The sequence below is a fragment of the Acinetobacter sp. CIP 102129 genome (genome assembly GCF_000368305.1).
Lineage (GTDB): Bacteria > Pseudomonadota > Gammaproteobacteria > Pseudomonadales > Moraxellaceae > Acinetobacter > Acinetobacter parvus.
In genome coordinates this window covers 84,897-103,695 of record NZ_KB849334.1, presented here as the reverse complement: position 1 = coordinate 103,695, position 18,799 = coordinate 84,897, and the positions used below count along the sequence as shown (strand labels likewise).

Genomic DNA, 18,799 nt, shown 5'->3' with positions numbered 1-18,799 from the left:
CGTCCTGAAGTCATCAGGGAAGTGTTGCGTGCCTGTCGAACACAAAGCTGTCTCAAAATTATTTATGCCTCCATGCAGAATCCGCAGTGGCATGAGCGCATGATTTCCCCACACACCCTGGTGTATACCGGTTTTCGCTGGCATGTCCGTGCCTATTGCCATCAGAGCAAGCAGTTTAAGGACTTTTTACTCTCCAGGATTGATCGCACACCTGTTGTGGTGGCGATTGATACAGTAGACCCTGTTCAGGATCAACACTGGCATGAAGAAATTCTACTGACGCTGATCCCTAATCCAAAATTGAATGAAGCTCAAAAAGCGCTGGTCGAAAAAGACTTCGGCATGCCTGATGGCAGATTACAGATTCCGGTGAAAAAAGCCCTGGCTCACTATACCTTGCAGCGATATCAGGCCGCGATCACGCTGGCTGAGGCGGAAGATGCCTTGAAATATCCCTTGGTACTACAACGCTCAGATATCGAAAAGCTGTCGTCTTACCTGTTTGATCAGGCCTCATAGGAGATTGGCCATGTTAGAACAATTTCATTATGACAGTGACCTGATTGGTGGCTCCCTGATGGTGCGTGAAAGCCGGCTGATCGCGGATCTGTTATTACGAGAAGCGACTCCAGAACAATGGCATCAGGCCATTCAGATTGACAATATTCTGCAAAAAAGAACGCCTGCTTCAGCTCAACGCAATGCCACCGCTATTCGTAAGCGTCTTGAGCGCTTAGAGCCTGATTTCTGGAAAGCTTTGCGTGATGGGGATGATGAGCTGGCGACCCAGGTGGCTTTTTGTGGGGCACTGGAACGCAACCTGTTGCTGCTTGAGTTTATGGAAACGGTGATGAGGGATGCCTATATCTCCCAGGCGCAATACTTGGACAGTTATATCTGGTCAGACTTTCTGGATGAGCGCTCACAACGCGATCCGGATATCTGCGAATGGAAAGAGTCCAGCAAGAAAAAAATGGGGCAGGTGGTGTTTCGCATGCTGGCAGAAGCCGGTTACTTAAAAAGTACCCGTAAGCTGGAGTTACAGCGCGTGATCGTCAGAGCAGAGCTGCGTAGCCTGTTGGAAGAACATTATAAACAACGCATTAAAAGATCTATGGAAGTGTCGCTATGGACGCGGTAGTTGTAGAGGGGCAGCAATGAGTCAAACAATACATGAGCGTCTGAACCAGATTCCAGAGCGAATTCTTTCCACCGAGTTTCTCACCGGGCAAGGACTGGGCAATGAAATTGGCTTCTGGATTTTTGATTATGCACCTGAAGATGAGCTGAAAGTCCGCGAATATCTTCATTTTCTGGAAGGGATGCTGGAGAAAAAACACAGTCAGCTGAAGGTGGTGAATATTAATCTGCTACAAGCAGTGGTGGATTACCTGGCTGAGCGCAATTTCATTGATAAAGCGATCCAAATGCAAAAAGCCAAAGGCGATGAGGCACTGCTCAAGGCTCTGAAAGGTCCACTGCATATGGATAAGTTTGCGCCGTATCTGGTGAGCAAATATGCCACCAATGAGCAAGATATAGTGTTGATGACCGGGGTGGGGTCGGTTTGGCCACTATTACGTGCACATCATTTGTTAAACAGTTTGCATTCCTTGCTGGGGCATAAACCAGTCGTATTGTTTTATCCGGGGTATTACGACGGTCAGGCCATGAGTTTATTTGGAAAAATTCCAAGCAATAATTACTACAGAGCCTTCAGATTAGTGCCATAAGCACGACAAATAGCCATAAAAATTCGGGGAAATGGATTGAGATGAATATTAAAGAACTTTTTTACAAGCCATTAGATCGTGCGATAAACGGGGTGGTCAAGGCAGACCAGAATGACAATACCACGGTATATCAGGAACTTGATGAGTATGTGGTCACCAATGAGCTGGAAAAGCATTTTCGGGACTTTTTCCAGTCTTATGGCACAGATCTAAGCGATCCTTCGATTGCGAACCGAGTCGGTGTGTGGATTTCAGGCTTCTTTGGTTCAGGTAAATCACATTTCCTGAAAACCTTGTCGTATATTCTGGCCAATAAAGTGGCACGTGACGCGGAAGGTAACGAACGCAGTGCTGCCGAATTCTTTGATGAAAGCAAAATCCGTGATGCGTTTATCCGTGCAGATATTGGCAAGGCCGTCAGCCATCATGCTGATGTCATCCTGTTTAACATCGACAGTAAAGCCAGCTCCAATGATGACGGTAATCCGATTCTGAATGTGTTTTTACGCGTGTTTAACGAATATCAGGGTTTTAGTGCTGACCATCCACATATTGCCCATATGGAACGTCACCTGAGCCAGAAAGGGGTGTATGAGCGCTTTAAACAGGCTTTTGAAGAATCTAGCGGCATGTCTTGGCTAGAAGAACGTGATGGCTATCAGTTCTATCAGGATGATGTCGAAACCGCGATTTCCCAAGCCCTCAACTTATCAGCAGAAGCTGCGCATAAATGGTTTGAGGATTCTGAGCAGACCTTTAGTGTTTCGGTTGAAAATTTCTGTCAGTGGGTGAAAGAATACCTGGACAGCAAAGGACCCCAGCAACGCATGTTGTTCTTGGTCGATGAAGTGGGGCAGTTTATTGGCAGCGATACCCGCTTGATGCTGACATTGCAAACCATTACTGAAAACCTGGGTACGATCTGTAAAGGCCGCGCTTGGATTATCGTCACCTCACAGGCAGACATCGATGCTGTTTTAGGTGAGATGTCTTCTTCCAAAGCCAATGACTTCTCCAAGATTGCTGGACGTTTTAAAACCCGTTTATCACTGTCCAGTTCCAATACCGATGAAGTCATCCAGAAACGTTTATTACGTAAAACCCCAGAAGCAGAAGCATTGCTCAGATCGGTGTTTGAGCAAAAGGGCGATATCTTAAAAAATCAGATTACCTTTGACCGTTCAGGCCCAACCCTCAAGAACTATGAGGGGCCAGACAGCTTTATTCATAACTATCCTTTTGCGCCGTACCATTTCCAGCTGGTGCAAAAAGTATTTGAAGAAATCCGTAAAGTCGGTGCGACCGGTGCACACTTGGCCTATGGTGAACGGTCCATGTTGGATGCGTTCCAGATGGCCGCGAATGCGATTGCCACAGATGAAGTCGGGGCACTGGTTCCTTTCCACCACTTCTATACTTCAGTCGAAGGCTTCCTAGATACAGCGGTTAAACGTACCATCGACCAGGCAGGGCAGAATAAGACCCTGGATGGTTTTGATGTGCAGATGCTGCGTACCCTGTTCATGATCCGCTATGTCGATATCATCAAAGGTACGCTAGATAACCTGGTGACTTTGTCGATTGAGAAAATTGATGAAGATAAGCTGGCATTGCGTAAGCGGATTGAAGAGAGCCTGCAGCGTCTGGAAAAAGAGAGCCTGATTACGAGGAATGGTGATGAGTTCCTGTTCCTGACCAATGAAGAAAGGGATATTACTAAAAAAATTAAGGATATTAATTTAGCTAGCTCGGAAGAAAACAAAGAATTAGCCAATCTGATCTTTAAAGATTTACTGCGCGATCAGAACAAATACCGCCATCAAGCCAACAAGATGGACTATCAGATTGGTCGTTTCCTAGATAGCCATAGCCTGGATGGGAAGTATGAGAGCGATTTGAAAGTTGAAATCATTTCTCCACTAGATACGGAATATAACCTCTACACTGAAGCTTACTGTATTGGTAAAAGTACTCAGGCCGAAGGACAAGTGCTGTTTAAACTGGCAGATGATAAACAGTTCTTTAATGAACTGCGCACCTGGCTGAAAACCAATAAATTTATCCGTTTAAATGATGATGGCACTCAGTCCGATATCACCCGTATTCTGGCAGACCGTGGCCGTGAGAATCAGGAGCGTAAAAAACGCCTGCGTGCCCGGGTCGAAGAAATGTTGCTGGACGCGGAAAGTTATGCCTTGGGTCAACGTCTACAACTTTCATCTTCAAGTCCAACCACCAAGCTGGATGAGGCTTGTCGTTATTTGCTGGAAAACACGTATACCAAACTGAGCTATCTGCAGGTCTATCAGCAGGATGCTTGGCGTGAATTGAACGCCGTCTTGACTGTGGATGATATGGCGCAGCTCGGATTGTCTCTGGATGGCGGTCAGAGCAATCCCAAAGCCCTACAGGAAGTGGAGCAGTACATTGCACTACGGGCCACCGGTACAGAGCGTATTCTAGTCTCAGATGTGATAGATCGTTTTGTCAAACGTCCTTATGGCTGGCCGGATGCCGAGATTTTACTATTGGTGGGTCAGCTGGCTGCGATGGGGCGGATTTCTCTGCAGTTAAATGGCGGCAGCTTACAGTTAAAAGATGCCTTTGAGCCTTTACAAAACAGCCGCCGTCGCCGTGATGTGTCGATCATTAAAAAACGCCAGACTGATGATCAGGTGTTGAAACAGGCACGCCAACTCACCCAAGACCTATTCTCGGCTATGGGACCAGCGACAGAGAAAGAGCTATTTGAATTCTATACCCAACATTTTAAAAACTGGTTAGCCAACTTTAAGTCTTATAAGAGTAAAACTGATGTCGGGCAGTTCCCAGGCAAGAAAGTGATTGAAAAGTCGATTCTGACTTTGGAACGTCTGCTGGCCAATAGCGACAGCTTCGATTTCTTTAAGGCCGTGGTTGAGAACAAGGACGACTATCTGGATCTGGAAGAAGACTACCGTGATATTCATGAATTCTTCAGTAACCAGATGCCAAGCTGGCAGCAACTGCAACAGGCCTTACGTCATTTTGAGAAGAACAAACAGGCACTGGGCAGTGATGAGGTGGCTAAAAAAGCCCTCTCCGAATTACACCGTATTTCGACCCTTGAATCGCCCTATGGCCTGTTAAATAAAGTGGCTGATTTGGTTCGCACAGTGGAAAGCGTCAATGAGCAATTGCTGACTGAGAAGCGCAATCAGGCAATAGAACACATTGATGACAAGATCAAGCAGTTAGAAGCTGAGATCAAAAACAGTGGCATCGCTAGCGCTGAGCTGAGTAACAAGCTATTACGCCCACTACAACTGCTGAAAACGGATATTGAAGTGGAAACTAGCCTGTCCACCATCTATATGCTGCAAACCCAAACCAGCGTCGAGCGTTTTGATGAAGCCTTGTATGAGTTGGAAAGCGAAGTTGAGGCGGAAATCCAGCGTCAGGCCAAAGCGGCACAATTGGCTCAGAGCAAAGCCGAGAGTATAACCAACACTGCAACCACCTCCAGCCCAGCTACATCAACACCTGCTGTGAGTCCGGTACAGCCTGCGACAGCCGTAGTGCCACCGAAACCTGTTGTCGAAGTTGATGTCGCCAGCATTTACAGCAAAAGTTCAAGTAGTGTCTACCTGGAAACAGAAGAATCAGTGGATCAGTTTGTAGACGCACTCAAAGCTGAATTGAAAAAAATTGTGAGTGATAAAAAGCGTGTGCGTATCCGCTAACAGGGCTTAGGGATATCGGCATCAGTCATTAATTAAAGGTTTAAAGATGAATACCAGTAATATTAAAAAATACGCACCGCAAGCACGTAATGATTTTATCGCAGCGATGCGCAAGCAGGCGGCCAAATATGGCATCACCGCAGACAGTATTTTACCGGCTGAACAGAAAGGCGACTTGCTGCTGATTGGCGATCAGGTTTTTCCGCTATCCGTCATGAAACCACGTGACAAGCTGATCAAACGCATTCAAACCAGCAGTTTTGAGCAGACGATTGATTATATCGCTTACAGCTGGTTTAACCGTCTCTGTGCGATTCGCTACATGGAATGCAAAGGCTTACTGGATCATGGCCGTCGTGTACTCAGTAGTGCCGATGGTAGTGCAGGCTTGCCACAGATTTTGGAAGAATGTCTGGATATTGACCTACCAGGTTTAGATGCCAGCCGTGTGGCTGAACTCAAACTGGATGGCAATAAAGACGAAGAACTGTATCGTGAGCTATTACTGGCCCAATGCCATGCATTGAATCAGGTCATGCCACTCTTGTTTGAACAGGTTTCTGATGAGTCTGAACTACTGTTACCGGATAACCTGACCAAAACCGACTCTTTGATCCGTGATTTAGTGACCAGTATTCCGGAAGAAGATTGGTCGGATGTACAGATTATTGGCTGGCTGTATCAGTTCTATATTTCTGAAAAGAAAGATCAAGTGATTGGTAAAGTCGTCAAAAGTGAAGACATTCCTGCTGCGACGCAATTGTTCACGCCAAATTGGATTGTGAAGTATCTGGTACAGAACAGTGTCGGTCGTTTATGGATGATGGCACAGCCTGATAGTACGCTGGCCAGTGAATGGGAATACTATATTCAGCCAGCGGAACAGACCGATGAAGTCAATGCCCAGTTAAAACAGCTGATTGATGTGAGGATCAGTGAAGATGGCGATACTTTAAACCCTGAAAGCATTACGGTACTCGATCCGGCCTGTGGTTCGGGGCATATTCTGGTGGAAGCCTATGACTGCTTAAAAGCGATTTACTTAGAACGTGGTTACCGTAGCCGTGATATTCCACGTTTGATTCTGGAAAACAACCTGTACGGCATTGATATTGATACCCGTGCAGCACAGTTGGCGAGTTTTGCGTTATTGATGAAAGCACGTGAGGATGACCGCCGTTTATTTAGCAATCCACCGAAGCTGAATATTATTGCGTTACAAGATAGTCAGCCAGAACGTTTGGATGCATTCAGTCAGGATTTGGCAAGTACTGGTATTGCTCAGACCGATTTAAAAGAACTGCTAGATTTATTTGAATATGCTTCGACTTTTGGTTCTTTGATTCAAATTCCTCAAGCATTCGCTAAGAAACTACCTGATTTAGAAAGCAAGCTGAATACAGCATTAGAATCAGGTGATATTTTTGCACAGCAGTCAGCACAAGAGTTATTGCCTTTACTACAACAAGCTAAATTACTGGCTAAACAATATGATGCCGTGATTGCGAATCCGCCGTATATGGGCAACAAGTACTTAAATCCAAATCTTAAAAACTATTTAAAAAAGAACTATCAGGGTTATGAAAAAGATCTTTTTTCAGCATTTATGATCCGAGATTTGCAGCTAACTAAAGAAAGTGGACAGCTTGGCTTTATGTCACCTTTTGTTTGGATGTTTATTTCATCGTATGAAAATTTGCGTACGCATTTTATTGATCATGCAACAATCACAAGTTTGATTCAGCTTGAATATTCTGGTTTTGATGGAGCAACGGTTCCAATTTGTACATTTACATTAGCAAAAGCACATATTGTAGAATTTACTGGTTCATATATTCGTTTATCTGATTTTAAAGGTTCTGAAAATCAGGCACCTAAAACATTAGAAGCGATTAAAAATCCCAAGTGTGGATGGTTTTATAATACGAAGCCAGATGACTTTAATAAAATACCTGGAAGTCCTGTGGCTTATTGGTTAAGCAAAAAGATTTTATCTGGTTTTGAAAAAAATAAAGTTAATTCTGTAGGTACAACTAGGGTTGGTTGCCAAACTAGTGATAATAATAGATTCCTAAGAGTTTGGTTTGAAGTATCGAAAGAAAAATCTTATTGGAATGCAGAAGATAAAAAAATAGCAGAAGCCTCAACAGCCAAATGGTTTCCTTATAATAAAGGAGGAAATTTTAGAAAATGGTATGGGAATATTGAATACGTAGTAAACTGGGAAAATGCGGGTGATGAGATTTTTTCTTATGCTAAAGATCTCTATGGTTCACCAACAAGAACTGTAAAAAATGCAGCATATTATTTTAAATCCTCTGTTACATGGTCAAAAATTTCTAGTGGTATTCCTTCGTTTAGATGGCAACCTGTTGGATCAATTTTTGATGTAGCTGGTGCATCTGTATTCTTGGAAAATCTGGATCAAGAGTTTAAATTGCTAGCACAGTTAAATTCAAAAGTAACCGTAAAGCAATTGGAGGTATTATCTCCAACCCTAAATTTCGAGACTTCACATATTGCTGCATTGCCTGAAGTTATCAGTGTTGTAGATAAAAAAGTAATAGAAGTGTCTAGTAACGCGATTAACTTGGCAAAAAAAGATTGGGACTCTTATGAAACCTCATGGGACTTTTCCCAAAACCCAATTATTAGTAATCAGCAGCCAAATTTAGAACAAGCCTTTAATACATGGCAACAGCAAAATGCGAACGCCGTCGCTGAAATGAAACATCTGGAAGAAGAAAACAATAAACTGTTTATAGAAGCTTATGGTTTACAGGACGAACTCACACCAGATGTACCGGATGAACAAATCACCCTAACCCGTGCCAACCGTGAAAAAGACAGCCAGCGGTTAGTCTCCTATGCACTTGGCTGCATGATGGGACGTTATAGCCTGGATGAACCAGGTCTGATCTATGCCCATGCAGGTAATCAAGACTTCGATGCCAGCCGTTACCAAACATTCCCAGCCGATGCGGATGGCATTATTCCACTGACCGAAATGCATTGGTTTGAAGATGATGCAACACATCGTATCCAAGAGTTTTTAACTGCGGTTTGGGGTAAAGACACACTAGACGCTAATATGCTGTGGCTGGCAGAAAGCTTGGATAAAAAAGCCAGTGAAACCGCTGAAGACACCATTCGCCGTTACCTAGCCAGCAAGTTCTATAAAGACCATATGCAGACCTATAAAAAGCGCCCGATCTACTGGTTATTCAGCAGTGGTAAACAAGGTGCTTTCCAGGCGTTAGTGTACTTGCACCGCTATAACGAAAGCACTTTGGCACGTATGCGTACTGAATATGTCATGCCACTGATTTCAAAAATGGCAGCGATGGTTAATTCTTTGCAAAGTGAAATCGAAAACAGTGATTCCGCTGCTGAAATTAAACGTAAAGAGAAAGAACTACAAAATCTGCATAAGCAACAGGCTGAACTGAGTAGCTTTGAAGAAAAACTGCGCCATTATGCCGATCAGCGTATTAGCTTAGATCTGGATGATGGAGTGAAAGTAAACTACGGCAAGTTTGGGGACTTGTTGGCTGAAGTGAAAGCAGTGACGGGGGAAAAGTGATGAATAGCTTTTCTTCCACACTAGATCATGCAGAGGTGGTTGCATGAACTTAAGTCAACTACAGCAAGGCCTGGAACAAGCCTTTTATACTGAACAGCACCGAATTGTCTTTTGGTACGATGCAGAGCATTCATTTACTGAAGAAATCAAAGCCCTAAAGCTAAATGATGTCCAGATTTTGAATATGGCAGAAGAGTCGAGTTTGGCGATCAAGCTTAAACTGGAACTTGAGGATCAGCAGGGTAAATACTTGCTGTATTTCCCCAGTGCTGAGCCTGAAACCGAAAAAGACTGGTTACTGGACATCAAGCTGTATTCACGCAGCTTCTATGCCGATCGTTTCTCGATTATTTTTAATGAGCTGGGTTTACAGCAGCAGAGTCTAAGAGAACATCTGGCCAAACGTGAAGAATTCCTTAAAGCCAAAGCCCGTCTGAGTACATTGAAACGCTATATCCAGCCTGATGCAGATGCACAGGATCTGGATATGGCCATGATTGCAGCTGTGGTCAAGGCTGACAGTGCCGAACTTATGCATATTGTCCTGGCGTTGGCAGATGAAATGGTACAGCAGAACCTGGCTCTGGAAGTCAATCCAGAATCCTTTGCTGAACTGGAAAAATTCCAACTGGTGCCAGCTTTAGTCACAGCATTACAGGCGGAAATTGGTTATCCAGCATCGGTTGAAGAGTTGAATGGGGAAGCACCATTCAAGCTCGGTACGTTCTTTATCCGTTTGATGAGCACAGGTTTCTGTGAAAGCCTGGGCGATATACCGCTATGGGCTCAGGAACTGGTGATGTCATCCGTCAGCTCCCGTGCAACAGCTAGAGCCTTTTTGTCGCGCTGGAGAGACAGTTCCAAATACTACCCAACCTTCGATACACTCTCCCAGACCGTGGCGAATGCACTGCGGATCCAAGAAAAGGTCGGGGCTTTTGATCTGGAGCAGCTGCTCGATGTCATGACCTTTGAAGTGATTGAACAAAAGATCATTGTTGATTTGGCCAGCCAGATCCCTGCAGCAACCAAAGCTGAACTGGAACATTTCAGAACGGTTATTTCTACCCGTCTGGATGGCTATTGGGCGTCCAAACATAAGGACGATGCAACCCGCCGTAAATACCGTACCGTCTATACAGCGTTGCAGGCAGCGATTGAGCTGTTCAGCCTGCGACAGCAGTTTGATTCCGGGTTTTATTTCGACTCTAACGAAGCCTTGTATAAAGCCTACGAGCAAGAGTTGTATCGCTTTGATATGGCCTATCGCCACTACAGTGCTGCTTCTCAACGCGCTCATGTCGATATCCTGAAAAAACTTGATGAAGAAGTGGAAAATTGCTATTCCTACTGGTTTATTGACCACTTGGCACGTAACTGGGGAGAGCGGGTTGAAGCTGAGCAACGCTTGAATGTCTGGAAAGTGGCAGATATCCCAAATCAGCAGAACTTCTACGATACTCACGTCAGACCCTTACTCAGTTCTGCAACGAAACGCCGTATTGTGGTAATTATCAGTGATGCTTTTCGCTATGAAGCTGCGGTAGAGCTGCGTGATCGTATTAATGAAAAGCGTTATTCCGAAGCGACCTTGTCTTCACAGCTGGGCGTTGTCCCAAGTTACACCACACTTGGCATGGCCTCGTTATTGCCGCATCAGACTTTGGAGTACAAAGAGGCCGCAGGGGATGATGTTTTAGTAGATGGGCAGTCCAGCAAAGGGACTGCAGCACGATCCAAAATTCTGGCGGCCTATAATGGATTGGCGGTTACCGCTGAAATGGTAAAAGGTTGGTCGCGTGATGAAGGTCGTGAAGCACTTAGAGACTATGAGTTGATTTACGTTTATCACAACGTGATTGATGCACGCGGTGACAGCGCCTCGACAGAATCAGAAACCTTTATGGCGGTAGAACATGCCATTGAAGAGCTGACCGAACTCAGCCGTAAAATTTTAATGCACTTCAATATTTCCACCCTGTTGATTACAGCCGACCATGGCTTTCTGTTCCAGCAAAGTAAACTGGAATCTGCGGATCGTTCAAGCTTGACTGAAAAACCTACCAATACATTGAAGAGCAAAAAACGCTATGTGATTGGGCATGGTTTACCAGAGAGCAAGGAAGCCTGGAAAGGCTCAACCCAAGCTACGGCAGGCACATTATCTGCGACTGATTTCTGGATTCCAAAAGGGGCGAACCGTTTCCATTTTGTAGGAGGCTCACGTTTCGTGCATGGCGGCATCATGCCTCAGGAAATTGTGGTGCCGGTACTGATGGTAAAACAGCTACGTGGTGAAAAGGCTGGACAGCGGACCAAGCGTAAAGTTGAGGTCATTTCTACCAAATCCACGCTGAAGATGGTCAATAACATCCAGAAGTTTGATTTGATGCAAACCGAAGCTGTCAGTGAGCTGGTCATGCCAGTGACTTTATCCATTGCCATTTATGATGGGGATCTTAAAGTTTCCAGTGAAGAAACTTTGACTTTTGATAGCACTACCGACTCTGTTGCCGATCGGGTCAAACAGGTCAGATTGTCATTGTCTGGCACTGATTTTGACCGTAAGAAAGATTACTTCCTGGTACTGAAGGACAAAGACCTGAATATCGAGATGCAACGCTATAAGGTCACCATTGATCTGGCATTTACCGATGACTTCTTCTAATAACGAATTAACGATAGAGCGTAGCCTACATGGAATCTGCTAACGATAAAGAACTGGATCAGCTGCTGAATGAACACTTTGCTGGGCGGGTGGTACGTAAGGATCTGACTAAACTGATCAAAGAAGGGGCCAATGTCCCGGTCTATGTACTTGAATACCTGCTGGGAATGTACTGTGCCTCGGATGATCCAGAGATCATTGAACAGGGACTACGTAACGTAAAGACGGTTCTGGCAGAGAACTATGTACGACCTGATGAAGCTGAGAAGGTGAAATCCCTGGTTCGTGAACGGGGCAGTTATAAGGTCATTGATCGGGTGACCGTAAAGCTGAATGAGCGTAAAGACAAATACGAAGCATCATTTAGTAATCTGGGCATCAAAGATGCCGAAATCTCGGCAGGCATCGTCAAAGAGTATGAAAAATTACTAGTTGGTGGTATCTGGGTCATTGCTACGCTCAGTTATTATTTTGAAGAAGGGCAGACTAGTTCTCCATTTGGGGTGAGCTTACTCAAGCCGATTCAAATGCCGAATATGAATATGGATGAACTCTTCAGTGGCAGAGCAGCATTAAGCACGGATCAGTGGCGCGAGAGTTTAATCCGTTCCATCGGCATGGAACCGGCTTCGTTAAAAGAGGACGTGCAATGGCACCTATTAGCGCGTATGGTTCCGTTCGTTGAAAATAACTATAACGTCTGTGAACTGGGACCACGCGGTACCGGGAAAAGCCATATTTACAAAGAGTGTTCACCGAATAGTATTTTAGTCTCTGGTGGGCAAACGACTGTCGCCAACCTGTTCTATAACATGAGTAGCCGCCGTATTGGTCTGGTAGGCTTATGGGATGTGGTAGCTTTTGATGAAGTCGCCGGTATTTCCTTTAAGGACAAAGATGGCGTACAGATCATGAAAGACTACATGGCCTCAGGATCTTTTGCCCGTGGTCGTGAACAGATGGAAGCCTCAGCTTCGATGGTTTTTGTGGGTAATATTAACCAAAGTGTTGAATCCTTGGTGAAGACTAGCCACTTATTGGCTCCTTTTCCTGAAGCAATGATCGATTCAGCATTCTTTGATCGCTTTCATGCCTATATCCCGGGTTGGGAAATTCCAAAAATGCGTCCGGAATTCTTTACCAACCGTTATGGTCTAATCGTTGATTATCTGGCTGAATTCTTCCGGGAAATGCGTAAGCGTAGTTTTGCGGATGCCATTGAGAAGTACTTCAAGCTAGGGAATAACCTGAATCAGCGTGATGTGATCGCCGTTCGCAAGACGGTTTCTGGATTGATGAAGCTGCTCTACCCACATGGTCAATTTAACAAAGAAGATGTACGGCAATGCCTGGAATATGCACTGCAGGTGCGCCGTCGGGTCAAAGAACAGCTGAAGAAAATTGGTGGTATGGAATTCTATGATGTTCATTTCAGCTACATCGATAATGATACCTTAGAAGAACATTTTGTATCGGTAAAAGAGCAGGGTGGAGGTGGACTTATTCCCGAAGGTCCTGCTAAACCAGGTTTTCTGTATACCATCGGGCTGAGTAATAAGGGCATGCCTGGGCTATACCGCTTAGAACTGCAAGTCACCAAAGGTTCAGGAAAATTGGCGACATCTGGCTTATGGAATTCAAGTAGTGCCAAAGAACAGGTCAAGATTGCTTTTGATTACTTCAAGGCCAATGCATCCCGGATCTCGGGGGGCAGTAAGGTGCTGGAACATGATTTCCACTTACATGTGGTGGAATTACAGAATACCGGCCCGCTCAGCCATCTTGCTCTGCCAAGTTTAGTGGCTTTTGCTTCTGGCCTGTTAGGACGATCGGTACAAAGTCAGATGGTGGTACTGGGTGATATGAGCTTGGGTGGTTCAGTGACACCGGTGGAAAGTATTGCCGAATGTCTTCAAGTTGCTTTTGATGCGGGTGCCAAGAAGGTTGCTTTGCCAATGAGTAGTGCGGTAGATATCCCAACCATTCCTGTGGAACTGTTTACCAAGTTCCAGACCAGCTTCTATGCAGATCCGGTAGATGCTGTGTTTAAGGGGCTAGGGGTGGATTGAATTGATTCTGTATAAATCAGTTAAAGAGAAAAGCTTTTGAAATGATTAGGAAATATGAATCACATGAAGGATTTAATAACAGCTATTTTGGTTAAACAGCCCAAACTTACTGCTAGAGAAATTGCCAAAACTCTTGGTATTGAAAAGAAAGAAGTGAATGCTTTTTTATATCAAAATCAAGATATATTTTCACAAGATGAAGCCTTTTGCTGGTCTTTAGCTATAATTCCGTCAGTTAAAAAATTAGAAAGACCAATGATGAACTCTGAACTTGAATTAAATGATATTGTTAAAAATAAACTGATTCAATTGTTGGATTATGTATCTCATCAAGCTGAGGATACTCAAAAAATTCAATATGAAATGAGTGGTAATAGATTTTATTCTCATGATCTAGAAAAACTTCGTGGCTTAAAAATTCTGAATGATGACGATTGGTGGTTCCAAATTGAACGATTACAGCTTCAATCGATGCCGAAACCATCTGAAATACTCTCTTCCTACATTCATGTAGATGCCGAAAAAGAACCCACTGTTAATTTTTCTAGTTTAAATAAGATTGTATCTTTCAAAAAAGTTCATCAATTCCGCTTGCCCTACAGTAGCGTGGCATGTGATTTGATTACTAAAATTGACATACTTCAGGAGCTGTTCAAAGAATTCGAAAGCTATCAAAATATTTGGGAAGATTGGAAACAAAATAACGATGAGATTAAAAAATCTATTTTTGTTTACGACAAATTATTCTCATGGAATACAGCGATTAATTTAGGTGGAACAGGTGATGGTGAAGAAATTGTTGCAGGCTTTGGCTTAGTTGACTGGGTACTTCCAACGACTCAAAAATCTTATTCATATCCTCTTATGACTATCCCGTTAGAAATGGAGATAGAAAAAAATGGATTAATACGTGTAGGTGCCAAAGATACACGTGCCAATATAGAAATGGATGCCATCTTATTAGAGGATGATCTGCCTACTTCAGGACAAGTAAAATTAGCTTTAAAAGAAAACTTAAATAATGGTCGCTCATTACGCCTATTTGAAGGCGAAACTTACTCTGATCTAGTTGATGCCTTCGTCGCGAATATTTTTTCAAAAGGAGCAATTGTTGAGGCAGAAAATAGGGCTATACCATCTAAAAGTCTAGCGGTGACATTAACATCGGTATTGTTTAGTCGTCCTAAAAGGAATTCTATTTTAAGTGATGACATTGAGTTATTAAAAACTAAACTTAATGACCCTTCAGTGGCTATACCTGAACAACCTTTATCGTTAGTGACAGAATTAAAAAGCGATATTAATCAAAAAGAGACTTATAGTTTTAGGGGGCGTTCTGGTACTGAAGGATTCGGATCAAAAGTTGAAGAGCTTTATTTCCCGCTGCCTTATAACAAAGAACAAATTACTATTGTCCAGAATCTGCTAACCAGCAGTGGTGTAGTGGTGCAGGGTCCACCAGGTACAGGTAAAACACATAGTATTGCCAATATTATCTGCCACTATTTGGCGAATGGTAAAAAAGTACTGGTAACTGCACAGCAGTCACATGTCCTTAAAACAGTACATGAAAAGATTCCTGATGAATTAAAGCCTTTAGTAGTCAGTCGCATTGGTTCAAGCAAAGAAAGTAAAAATCAGCTTGAATCTTCAATCGATTTGATTGTGCAAAAAATTACTCAAATGAATGTTGCAGAGGTTCGAAAAACGATCGAAGTTCTAAAACATCAAATAGATCATAACCATCATGAAATGGCTTTGATTGATCGAGAAATATATAACTTTGCAGAAAAGCATTATCAGAATATTGAGGTAGATGGTAATAAAAAATTACCTATGGATATCGTGAATACGGTATTAGAAAGTAGGGTATCTTACGAATGGTTTACCGACCAATTAACTTTGGAGGAAAAAGACCAGTTTCCTTTTTCCCAGATTGAGTTGATTCAATTGAGAGACTCAAGAAAGAAAATCGGTACAGATTTACCATACATAAATTATGGTCCTCTGCCAGCTCCTGAAAAGTTGTTAGATTCGGCGAGTCTGAAGAAATTAAGTGAGTTTTTAAAAGAAAAAGATGAGATTGAGGAATTCTTAAAGCAAAATGACCTACATAATTTCAAGGAAACTATTTCTGAATCAGAAATTAATGAGCTAAGAGATTGGTTAAAGATTTATCTAGAAGATCTAAACTTTGTTCTTGATCATGCAGAACCATGGTTATTGAGCTATTTCAAGAAGATAAATGCAGAAGATAAGGCTATGGAACTTGATATCTATAGTAACCTTATTCAAGAAGTTCAGCCTTTATTGGAATACAGGAAAACGCTACTAATTGATCCCATAGAGCTGAATTTTGAGATACAACCAAACTCAAAAGAATATCAAGCTGTTCAACGTGCTGTTGATACAGGTAAGCCATTTAATTGGTATCATTTTGGTACTGCTGAATTACAAGACCTTTTTAAGTCGATTAAAGTTTCTGGAAAATATCCTGATACATCAGATGAATGGAAAAGACTTAAAGAATATCTTGATAGAAAGCAGACTCTTAACATCTTTATGAGCAAATGGAATAGTATTGCCGCACAATTAGATATTCCTTTAATTGAGTTAAATAATCGTAATATCGATGAAATATTAAAAGAGTTCACGCAGCTCATCAGTAGAACCCAAAAATGCCTAGATTTAAAAAATAAATATTTGGATCAATTTAATGCGAATTATTTAAAAGTTTTTAAGAGAGCTAAATCTTTTGATTTCTACGGATTACCTAAAAATATTGATGACTTGATTCAATTGTTAGGGCAGAAGTTAAAAATATTTAATTTAGAAGTCTATCAACAACAACTGGCTGATCAAATCCTTTATTTATCAGAGTTTGGTAATAAAATATCAAATCAGTTAAAAAAAATTGTATCTCAGATTGATTCCGATTCATTACATGAAAGTGAACTTGGCGAGTATGCTGATTTATTAAAAAAATTATCACATTTAAAAGATCTAACTGAAGATTTTGAAAGAGTTAAATCCGCCAGTATTAGATTGAGTAAAACAAATGCTTTGATTCTTAGTAAACATATTCTGGAAGTTCCGTACGCTGAAGAAATTGAAGATCCTGTATTACGTAATACATTGCTAGAGGCTTGGGAATGGAAACGTCTTGAGATTTTTGTAATGGCCATCAGTAATACAAGTCAAATTGAAAATTTGTATGAGCGCCGTCGTATACACGAGAAGAATCTATCTCAAAATTACGCTCAATTGGCAGCAAACAAGACATGGTTGGCATTAAAGGAAAATGCCTCAGACAAAATTTTAGTTGCATTACAGCGTTATAAAATTGCTGTACAACACTATGGAAAAGGGACAGGTAAGAATGCTCCACGTTATAGAAAAGATGCTCAAGTAGCCCTTAAAGAGGCAACAGCAGCTATTCCTTGCTGGGTCATGTCACATCTTCAGGTATCTGAATCTATGCCTGCTGAATTAGGCCTTTTTGACTTAGTGATTGTGGATGAGGCATCACAATCATCAATTGATGTATTACCTGTTTTAATGCGTGCTAAAAAATTATTAGTAGTGGGGGATAATAAACAAGTTTCTCCGAGTAATGTCGGTCTAGCAAGTGCTCAAATTGATGTATTAAGAAATCGTTATCTACATGGTCAGCCACATGCTGCATATTTAACACCAGATATGTCTTTATACGACATGGCTTCTTCTATCTATGAGTCAAGTGTGATGCTTCTAGAGCATTTCCGCTGTCATCCTGCGATCATTAGTTACAGCAATAAAAACTTTTATGGTAACCGTATTAAGCCAATGCGATTATCGAAGAAATCTGAGCAGTTAAGTCCAGCTTTAGTCGCAATTTATACACCGCAGGGGTATAGAGAATCTAAAAATAGCAAACATATTAATCGAATAGAAGCGAAAGCAATTATTGAGGAAATGAAACTTCTTCTTAAAGATGAACGATACACGAATAGATCAATCGGTGTGATCTCATTGTTGGGACCGGCGCAGGCTGAGTTCATTCAATCAGAAGCTTTGAATGAATTTGGTGCAGGTACTCTTACCCAAGTTCAATTTGCTTGTGGGGATGCTTCAGCATTTCAGGGTGCAGAAAGAGATATTATTTTCTTATCTATGGTAGCAGATCCTCAGAATTGTCATGCTTTGAGTCGATCCGATCATGAACAGAGATTCAACGTGGCTGCAAGCCGTGCTCGTGAACGGATGTATCTCGTCCATTCCGTGAGTCGTGATCATATATCTCCAAAAGATCTAAGGCTGAATTTACTCAATCATTTTTATGATTTGCAAGAAGATCAAAAAACATCATTTGAAGCAAAATTAGACTTGTGTGAATCGGAGTTTGAAAAATCTGTATTTACGACACTTCATGAAATGGGTTACACAGTTACTCCACAGATTAAGGTTGGAAGCTATCGAATCGATTTAGTCGTTGAGTCAGATGGTGATCAGCGTTTGGCTGTTGAATGTGATGGTGATAGCTATCATGGGCCAGAACAATGGCATGATGACATGACTCGTCAACGTGCTTTAGAACGCGCAGGATGGACATTCTGGAGATGCTTTGCATCGAGTTGGTCCATTGAACGTGAAAATATGATTATGTCATTAAAGGAAAAACTTGATGTAATGGGTATAAAACCTACACATGGAATGAGTAGCTTAATTCAAGATGTAGAACACAAAGTGTGGGTAGATGACGAATCTGAAATGAGTGCGGAAAGTGACATCGACAAAGATTTGTTAATTGTTTAATTGTACTAGCTTGTATTTAAATGGATTCGCTAGCGGACACTTACGTAACTAAAGATTACAGTAGTAATCTTTAGTTCCTAAAAATTTACTCGGGTAAAAATTTTTATGATGTGGTTCTAGGATTTTAGACCACGCCTATAAGTGATAATCTACTCCCCAATAAGCATGGGAAATGCTTGTTTTTGGAGTCAACCATGACACGAAGAAAACGTCGTAATCATTCAGCAGAG

8 protein-coding genes are annotated in these 18,799 nt (G+C 42.2%); all 8 read left to right on the top strand.

Going from position 1 to position 18,799, the window contains the following annotated elements:
- The coding region (locus tag F973_RS01240) for a WYL domain-containing protein (RefSeq protein WP_004759022.1) at positions 1-519 on the top strand (519 nt) is incomplete at its 5' end.
- Between the two features lie 10 nt (positions 520-529).
- Positions 530-1,141 (top strand): DUF1819 family protein, encoded by a 612-nt coding sequence (locus tag F973_RS01235; protein ID WP_004758931.1) that lies wholly within the window; start codon positions 530-532, stop codon positions 1,139-1,141.
- Between the two features lie 16 nt (positions 1,142-1,157).
- Complete coding sequence (locus F973_RS01230; protein WP_004758930.1) at positions 1,158-1,733, top strand: DUF1788 domain-containing protein; 576 nt, start codon at positions 1,158-1,160, stop codon at positions 1,731-1,733.
- 41 nt (positions 1,734-1,774) lie between these two features.
- Positions 1,775-5,455 (top strand): BREX system P-loop protein BrxC, encoded by a 3,681-nt coding sequence (brxC, locus tag F973_RS01225; protein ID WP_004758928.1) that lies wholly within the window; start codon positions 1,775-1,777, stop codon positions 5,453-5,455.
- Between the two features lie 46 nt (positions 5,456-5,501).
- Positions 5,502-9,038 (top strand): BREX-1 system adenine-specific DNA-methyltransferase PglX, encoded by a 3,537-nt coding sequence (pglX, locus tag F973_RS01220; RefSeq protein ID WP_004758927.1) that lies wholly within the window; start codon positions 5,502-5,504, stop codon positions 9,036-9,038.
- Between the two features lie 43 nt (positions 9,039-9,081).
- Positions 9,082-11,706 (top strand): BREX-1 system phosphatase PglZ type A, encoded by a 2,625-nt coding sequence (pglZ, locus tag F973_RS01215; protein ID WP_004759020.1) that lies wholly within the window; start codon positions 9,082-9,084, stop codon positions 11,704-11,706.
- 29 nt (positions 11,707-11,735) lie between these two features.
- Positions 11,736-13,775: a protease Lon-related BREX system protein BrxL gene (gene brxL, locus F973_RS01210; RefSeq protein ID WP_004759017.1), complete on the top strand. Its 2,040-nt coding sequence runs from the start codon at positions 11,736-11,738 to the stop codon at positions 13,773-13,775.
- Positions 13,776-13,838: 63 nt separating this feature from the next.
- Positions 13,839-18,569, top strand: coding sequence for an AAA domain-containing protein (locus F973_RS01205; protein WP_004759015.1), 4,731 nt, complete (start codon positions 13,839-13,841; stop codon positions 18,567-18,569).
- The last annotated feature ends 230 nt before the right edge of the window (positions 18,570-18,799 follow it).